The 7116-nt window shown below is 75.0% G+C and carries 4 protein-coding genes and 1 pseudogene; 2 read left to right on the top strand and 3 right to left on the bottom strand.

Going from position 1 to position 7116, the window contains the following annotated elements; genetic code table 11:
* Positions 1 to 1894 (top strand): annotated as a pseudogene (locus GPJ59_RS31310) (hypothetical protein); the annotation flags it as partial.
* Positions 1895 to 1959: 65 nt separating this feature from the next.
* Here GPJ59_RS31310 and GPJ59_RS31305 read toward each other — a convergent pair.
* Positions 1960 to 2856, bottom strand: a complete 897-nt coding sequence (locus GPJ59_RS31305; RefSeq protein ID WP_219671297.1) for an LLM class flavin-dependent oxidoreductase — start codon at positions 2854 to 2856, stop codon at positions 1960 to 1962.
* 491 nt (positions 2857 to 3347) lie between these two features.
* Between GPJ59_RS31305 and GPJ59_RS31300 the strand changes: the two genes are divergently transcribed.
* Entirely contained in the window at positions 3348 to 4247 is a 900-nt protein-coding gene (locus GPJ59_RS31300; protein ID WP_219671296.1) for a Cof-type HAD-IIB family hydrolase, read from the top strand.
* A gap of 74 nt (positions 4248 to 4321) precedes the next feature.
* On the opposite strand, the gene GPJ59_RS31295 is transcribed toward GPJ59_RS31300, so the two are convergent.
* Together GPJ59_RS31295 and cydC are read right to left on the bottom strand one after the other, a co-directional pair.
* Entirely contained in the window at positions 4322 to 6046 is a 1725-nt protein-coding gene (locus GPJ59_RS31295; protein ID WP_219671295.1) for a sensor histidine kinase, read from the bottom strand.
* Between the two features lie 24 nt (positions 6047 to 6070).
* Positions 6071 to 7116, bottom strand: a 1046-nt coding sequence (gene cydC / locus GPJ59_RS31290) for a thiol reductant ABC exporter subunit CydC (protein WP_219671294.1), incomplete at its 5' end; no start/stop codon positions are given.

The raw sequence follows: 7116 nt of genomic DNA, 5'->3' as shown, positions 1-7116 counted from the left end.
GCCGGGGGCCGAGGCCGGCTCCGGCTCCCGGGCTGCGTCCGGCGATGACTTCGAGGCGCTGGTGGCACGGGCCCGCGCGGCGCGCGACGAGGGCCACCCCGGGGCCGAGGCGCTGTGGGACGAGCTGGCCCGGCGGGCGCAGGCCCGGGGCCGGGACGACATCGACGCCACGGTGGCCGCCGACCTGCTGGAGCACCAGGTGCTGGCGGCGGCCCGGGCCGGGGACCCGGCCGTACGGGAGCGCTTCGCGCTCGTACGCGACGCCCACCGGCAGGCCGGGCAGGAGGACCGGGCGGTCCTCGCGGAGCTGCGGCTGGCCATGGCGGCCCTGCAGTTCGACGCGGAACCCGCGGAGGTCCGCGCCCTGCTGGACGCGGCGGAGGCCTCCGCGCGGGGTCTGCCGTCCGACGACCCGGTACGCGCCCGGCGGCTCGCCTCGGTGGAACTGACCCGGATCCGCGCCCTGGCGCACCTGGGCGCCGGTGAGGACGGACACGACGCGGAGCACGGGCAGGACGCGGAGGACGGGCAGGACGGGACGCGAGCGGCACTGGCCGGCTTCGTGGCGGCCCACGCGGGGGACCCGGCGCTCGTCGTGCAGACCTGCGACGCCGAGGAGCTGCTGGCGCACCACGCCCTCCGCTCCGGGGACACCGCCGCCGGCGAGGCGCTGCTGGCCTCGGCGGCGGAGCGGGCCGTGGCGGCCGGCCGGCCGTGGCTGGCCGTGGACCCGCTGGCGGTGCGGGGCGGCGCCCTGATGCAGCTGGGCCGGCCCGCGGAGGCGGAGGAGTCGGTACGGGCGGCGCTCGCGCACGCCGCGGAGACGGCCGACGCCCAGACCCAGGGCGCGGTACGGCTGACCCTCGCGGACATCGTGCTGCACCGGCGCGGGGACGCGGCGGAGGTCGCCGCCCTGGCCCTGGACAGCGCGCACTGGTTCGACCAGGCCGGCCTCGCCGAGTACGGCGGGGCACAGGCACGGCTGCGGCTGACCCGCGCGTACGCGGGACTGGGACGGCACGCGGAGGCCGTCGAGGTGCTCCAGTCGGCCCTGCCCGACCTGCTGGAGCACGGCGAGGACGTGGCCGTGGACGCCCGGGACCTGCTGGCCCGCCTGCTGAGCGAGGTGGGCGACCAGCGCGGGGCGGCCGAGCAGTACCTCCTGGCGGCAGAGGCGGCGAAGAGCTGGCACGACCCCCGTGCGCAGGCACACCTCGCGCAGGCGGCGGCCGACGCGCTGTCCTCCGCCGGGCTGGACGAGGAGGCGGTCGCGGCCTACGAGCGGGCGCTGGAGCTGCGCCGTGCGATCGGGGACTCGCCGGTCGCCGTGGTGCGGATGCTGCGCTCGCTGGCCTGGCTGGAGCTGCGCACGGTGACCGAGAACGCGACGGTGGCCGCCGCGCGGAAGCGGATGGACGAGGCCGTGCGGGTGCTCGAGGACGCGCTGGCCGCGGCGGACGCGGCGGAGGGCGAGGAGGACGAGGAGCACCTGCGGTACGAGCTCGCCCAGACCTGGCAGCAGCTGGGACGCATCCTCGACCAGCGGATCGACGCCTACGTCTCTCCCGAGGACCACGGCTACCGGGAGGGCGGCGACGAGCCGGAGGTGCCGGAGGAGTTGACCGAGGCACAGCTGCTCGCGCTCCGGCAGGAGGCCATCGCCCTGTGGGACCGCGCGGCCGGGATCTACGCGGGCCTGGGGCCGGGCTGCTTGACGGAGCGGTACCAGTGCGTGACCGGGGCTGCGGAAATCGAGCGGGACATGGACGTACGTCCGGCGGCCGTCGCGCGGGTCACGGCGCTGGTCGAGGAAGTCCGGCAGCTCCCGGAGGGCGCCGCACCGGAGTGGCTGCTGCCCCAGGCGGAGTGGCTCCTCACCTCGCTGGGCGAGTGAATCCGCCCGCTGTCCCCGGCCCGGGAGGGCCGGGGACAGCGGCACGGACGGGCCACGGGCCGCCGTCAGGCGCCGAGCTGGGCCAGGGCCTGGGTGGCGATCTTCTCGAACACGGCCTCGTCGGAGGCGAAGTCCGAGTCCGGGATCGGGGCGTGGATCACGATCTCGGTGAAGCCGAGCTCACGGTGCCGGCCGGCGAAGTCGACGAAGGCGTCCACCGACTCCAGCACCGTGTTCTTCTCCGGGGTGAAGCCGGTCAGCAGGATCTTCTCCATCGGCTCGACGTCACGGCCGATCTCGGCGCAGGCCTTGGCGAGCTTCTCCAGCTGGCCCCGGATCGCCGCCCGCGACTCCTCGGGCGTACCGGTCTCGTACAGCTTCGGGTCGCCGGTGGTGACCCAGGCCTGGCCGTGCGCAGCGGCCAGTTTCAGCCCGCGCGGCCCGGTGGCCGCCACGGCGAACGGCAGCCGCGGGCGCTGCACGCAGCCGGGGATGTTGCGGGCCTCGTCGGCGGAGTAGAAGGCGCCCTGCTGCGTGACGGCGCCCTCGGTCAGCAGCCGGTCCAGCAGCGGTACGAACTCCGCGAACCGGTCCGCCCGCTCCCGCGGCGTCCACGGCTCCTGGCCCAGCGCGGTGGCGTCGAAGCCGTTGCCGCCCGCGCCGATGCCCAGGGTGATCCGCCCGCCCGAGATGTCGTCCAGGGAGATCAGCTCCTTGGCCAGGGTCACCGGGTGGCGGAAGTTCGGCGACGTGACGAGCGTCCCCAGCCTGATCCGCTCGGTCGCCGTCGCCGCCGCCGTCAGCGTGGGGATCGCCCCGAACCACGGCCCGTCCCGGAACGACCGCCACGACAGGTGGTCGTAGGTGTACGCGGCATGGAAGCCGAGGTCTTCGGCCCGCCGCCAGATCTTCTGCCCTTCGGCCCATCGGTGGATGGGGAGGATCACCGTGCTCAGACGCATGACCTCGACGATACGGGGCCTCCCGCTGTCACGGATATGCCGGCGGAGTAGATTCGGGAAGCCACGCCGACGTCGCGATACGGGCCGCCACCGTGGCGTCATGGGCACGCTGGACAGGGCCGAGCTTGGGGCCACGCCACTGGGCCCGTTGAGGCCGGGCACCTCTATCACGCGGAACTGGCTCGTACGCGCTGACCGATCTCATCGAGCGCAGTGCCGAGCTGAAAGGGGAACTTGTCACCTTCGCTCGGAGTGCCCGCTTCGACCGGTGGCTGACTCCCCTCCTGCTGGAGGCCGCCGGGCCCGCACGGCAGCTGGACGAGGGTGACGCGATCCAGAGCGAGCCGCGCCCCGGGGTGTCCGTCATCGGTGACCGTTTGAGCGAGCTGCTCGGTGCGGGACGGCGCTGAGACCGCACGCGGGAGGCATGGTCGCGGATCAGCCAACCGGGGCCGTCGGGCGCCGTCACGGGCGGGTCGGGGGGTGCCGTCATGGGCGAAGATGGAGCCGTGACCTCGGCTTCTCAGCGCCCGGACGGGCCTGCCCCCGCGACGACCCGGCTCATCGCCACCGACCTCGACGGCACCCTGCTGCGCGACGACAAATCCGTCTCACCGCGCACCGTGGCCGCGCTCGCCGCCGCGGAAGAGGCCGGGATCGAGGTCTTCTTCGTCACGGGCCGCCCGGCGCGCTGGATGGACGTCGTCAGCGACCACGTGCACGGCCACGGGCTGGCGATCTGCGCGAACGGCGCGGCGGTGGTGGACCTGCGGGCCGGCCGGGAGTTCGTCCTGGTCCGCGCCCTGCCGCGGCCTGCCGCCCTCGACGTCGTACGCGCGCTGCGCGCCGCCGCGCCGGGCACGTCCTTCGCGGTCGAGCTGACCACCGGCATCCACTACGAGCCGGAGTACCCGCCGCTCTTCCTGGACCCCGGCGCCCCGGTCGCCGCCGCCGAGAAGCTGCTGCACGAGGACTCGCCCGGCAGCGCCGCCCCGGTGCTCAAGCTCCTCGCCCACCACGCCGAGCTGGCCCCGGACGAGTTCCTGGCCCTGGCCCGCGCCACCGCCGGCGGGTTCGCCTCGATCACCCGGTCCAGCCCGACCGCGCTGCTGGAGATCAGCGGCCACGGTGTCTCCAAGGCCAGCACCCTCGCGGTGTGCTGCGCCGAGCGGGGCATCTCCCCGGCCGACGTGGTCGCCTTCGGGGACATGCCCAACGACGTCGAGATGCTCCGCTGGGCCGGCACCTCGTACGCGATGGGCAACGCCCACCCGGACGTGGCCGACGCCGCGTCCGGCCGCACGGTCGACAACAACGAGGACGGGGTCGCCGTCGTCATCGAGCAGATCCTCGCCGCCCGCCTGGCCGTCCACGGCGGCCACGACGCCTGAGGTCTGCGGCCGGAGGGCGGCGGGGCCGCCCGAGCCCGGCGGGCAATATCCACAAGACACGGCCTGGAGCTGGCCTAGAGCGGGGCCTGCCACACCAGCGTCGTACCGCCGCCGCCCTCGCCCAGGCCCGGCCCGAAGAAGCTGGACCCGCCCAGCGACTCGGCGCGGCGGCGCAGGTTGCGCAGTCCGCTGCGGCGGCCGCCCTCTGCGATGCCCACCCCGTCGTCGGCGACCTCCAGACGGACCCCGGGCCGCCCGCCCGCCAGCGTGACGGTCGCGTCGAGCACCACCTCGATCCGCGAGGCGTCCGCGTGCCGGAAGGCGTTGGAGAGCGCCTCGCGCAGCGCGGCGATCAGGTTCTTGCCGACCAGCTCGCCGACGAGCGTGTCGACCGGGCCGACGAAGCGGTGCGCGGGCTTGAAGCCGAGCGGCACAGCAGCCATGTTGATCTCGCGCAGCACCCGGGTGCGCAGCCCCGACGGCGCCTCCGCCGGCCCCTGCTGGAGCGCGAAGATCGCGGTGCGGATCTCCTGGATGGTCACGTCCAGCTCGTCCACGGCCTTGCCGACCCCGTCGACGACCTCCGGGACGACGGACCGCCGCTGCGCGCTCTCCAGCATCATCCCGGTGGCGAACAGCCGCTGGATGACCAGGTCGTGCAGGTCCCGGGCGATCCGGTCGCGGTCCTCGAAGACCGCCAGCCGCTCCCGGTCGCGCTGGGCCTCGGCCATCATCAGGGCGAGCGCCGCCTGGGAGGCGAACTGCGTGGCCAGGGTCCGCTCGGCCTCGCTGAACGGCCGCCGGCCGCGCGCCCGGGGGGTCACCAGCGCTCCCAGCACCCGTCCGCCGCTCTGCAGCGGCAGCATCATGCACGGGCCGTACGAACGGGTCAGCCGGCTGATCATGCGGGGGTCGACGGCGGCGTCCTCGACGAAGACGGGCTCGCCGCGCAGCAGCTTGTCCACGACCGGGCTCCCGGCCGGGACGACCACGCCCAGCGAGGTCGCCGGGTTGTCCGAGGACACCGCGACGATCTCCATCCCGCCCTCGGCGGCCGGCAGCATCACGATGCCCGCCGCCGAATCGGCCAGCCGCCGGGCCTGCTCGGCGACGACGGAGAGCGCGTCGTCGGCGTCGCCGCCGGACAGCAGGGCCGTGGTGACGGCCACCGAGCCGTCGATCCAGCGCTCGCGCTGGGTGGCCGCCTCGTAGAGCCGGGCGTTGCCGATGGCGATGCCCGCCTCCGTGGCCAGGACGCGGACCATGTGGACGTCGTAGTCGCTGAACTCCCCGCCACCGCGCTTCTCCGCGAGGTACAGGTTGCCGAAGTTCTCGCCCTGCACCCGGATCGGGACGCCGAGGAAGCTCTTCATCGGCGGATGGTGCGGCGGGAAGCCCGCCGAGCGGGGGTCCTCGGCCAGGTCGGCCAGCCGCACCGGGTCGGGATGCCGGATCAGCGCGCCGAGCAAGCCCCGCTTGCCGTCGGGGCGGTGCCCGATCCGCCGGGCGGTCTCCTCGTCGATGCCGTGCGTGACGAAGTCGCTGAGCCCTCGCCCTTCGGTGTCCACCACGCCGATCGCCGCGTACCGGGCGTCGGCGAGCTCGGCGGCGGTCTCGCAGATGCGGTCGAGGGTGGAATGCAGCTCCAGCCCGGTCCCCACCGAGCGCATCGCCTCCAGCAGCTGCGGGACCCGGGCGGTGAGCTCCGTCGACAGCCCGTGCAGACTCCGGCCGGCCCGGGCCGTGACCTCGATCGCGTCCGACGGTTCCTGCGACTCCTCAGACTCCTGCACTGGCATGCCGTCGAGCCTAATTAGTCCCATTTACCGGGGAAAGCCGACCGGGCCGGGGGCCAGGGCCGGCACGCCTGCCAGGTCGCCCTGCCGCTCGCGCTCCAGCATCTGGCGCAGTGGCCCTTCGGCCCGGGCCAGCTCCTCGTACGCGCCGCGCTGCACGATCGCGCCCCGGTCCAGGACGACCACCTCGTCGACCCGCTCCAGACCCGCCAGCCGGTGCGTGATGAGCACGGTGGTACGGCCCTCGGTGGCGGCCAGCAGATCGGCCGTCAGGGCGTCGGCGGTCGCCAGGTCCAGGTGCTCGGCCGGCTCGTCCAGTACCAGGACGGGGAAGTCGGCCAGCAGCGCCCGGGCCAGCGCCAGGCGCTGGCACTGGCCGCCGGACATCCGCCGGCCGTGCTCGCCGACCAGGGTGTCCAGCCCGTCCGGCAGGGCGTCGACCCAGTCCAGCAGCCGCGCCCCGGCCAGTGCGGCCCGCAGCTCGGCCTCGCTCGCGTCGGGCCGCGCCAGCCGCAGGTTCTCCCGCACCGAGCTGTCGAAGAGGTGCGCGTCCTGGGCGCACAGCCCGACCAGGCGCCGTACGTCGTCGCCGTCGCAGTCCCGTACGTCGGTCCCGCCCAGGGTGTAACCGCCCCCGGTGACGTCGAGGAAGCGCAGCAGGACCTGCGCCAGGGTGGTCTTGCCGGAGCCCGAGGGGCCTACGACGGCCACCCGCCGGCCGGCCTCCAGGGTGAGGTCGATGCCGTGCAGGGCGTCGCGCTCCTGCCCGGGGTGGCGGGCGCAGAGCCCGGTCAGCCGCAGCGGGAACGGCGTGCCCGGCAGGGCCCGGGGCCGCTCGGGTTCGGCGACCGGTACGGGCGCGTCGATGACCTCGTGGACGCGTTCGGCGCTGCGCTTGACCCGCTGGCGGTACTGGACGGCCAGCGGCAGACCGGCCACCGCCTCGAAGGCGGCCAGCGGGGTGAGCACCACGACCGCAACCAGCACCCCGGAGAGCCGCCCGCCGGCGACCGCGTCCGCCGCGGCGGCCGCCGCGAGGACCACGGTCTGTCTCTTATACGCATCCCCGACCC

This window comes from Streptomyces bambusae, from assembly GCF_019400985.1.
Classification (GTDB): Bacteria; Actinomycetota; Actinomycetes; order Streptomycetales; family Streptomycetaceae; genus Streptomyces; species Streptomyces bambusae_A.
Note: the sequence above shows the minus strand (reverse complement) of the source record. Positions and strands in the feature narration are given on the sequence as shown.

Excerpts from the sequence above, each read along its gene's own strand:
- GPJ59_RS31305 (WP_219671297.1), bottom strand. The coding sequence starts at position 2,856 with ATGCGTCTGAGCACGGTGATCCTCCCCATCCACCGATGGGCCGAAGGG.
- GPJ59_RS31300 (WP_219671296.1), top strand. The coding sequence starts at position 3,348 with ATGGGCGAAGATGGAGCCGTGACCTCGGCTTCTCAGCGCCCGGACGGG.
- GPJ59_RS31295 (WP_219671295.1), bottom strand. The coding sequence starts at position 6,046 with ATGCCAGTGCAGGAGTCTGAGGAGTCGCAGGAACCGTCGGACGCGATC.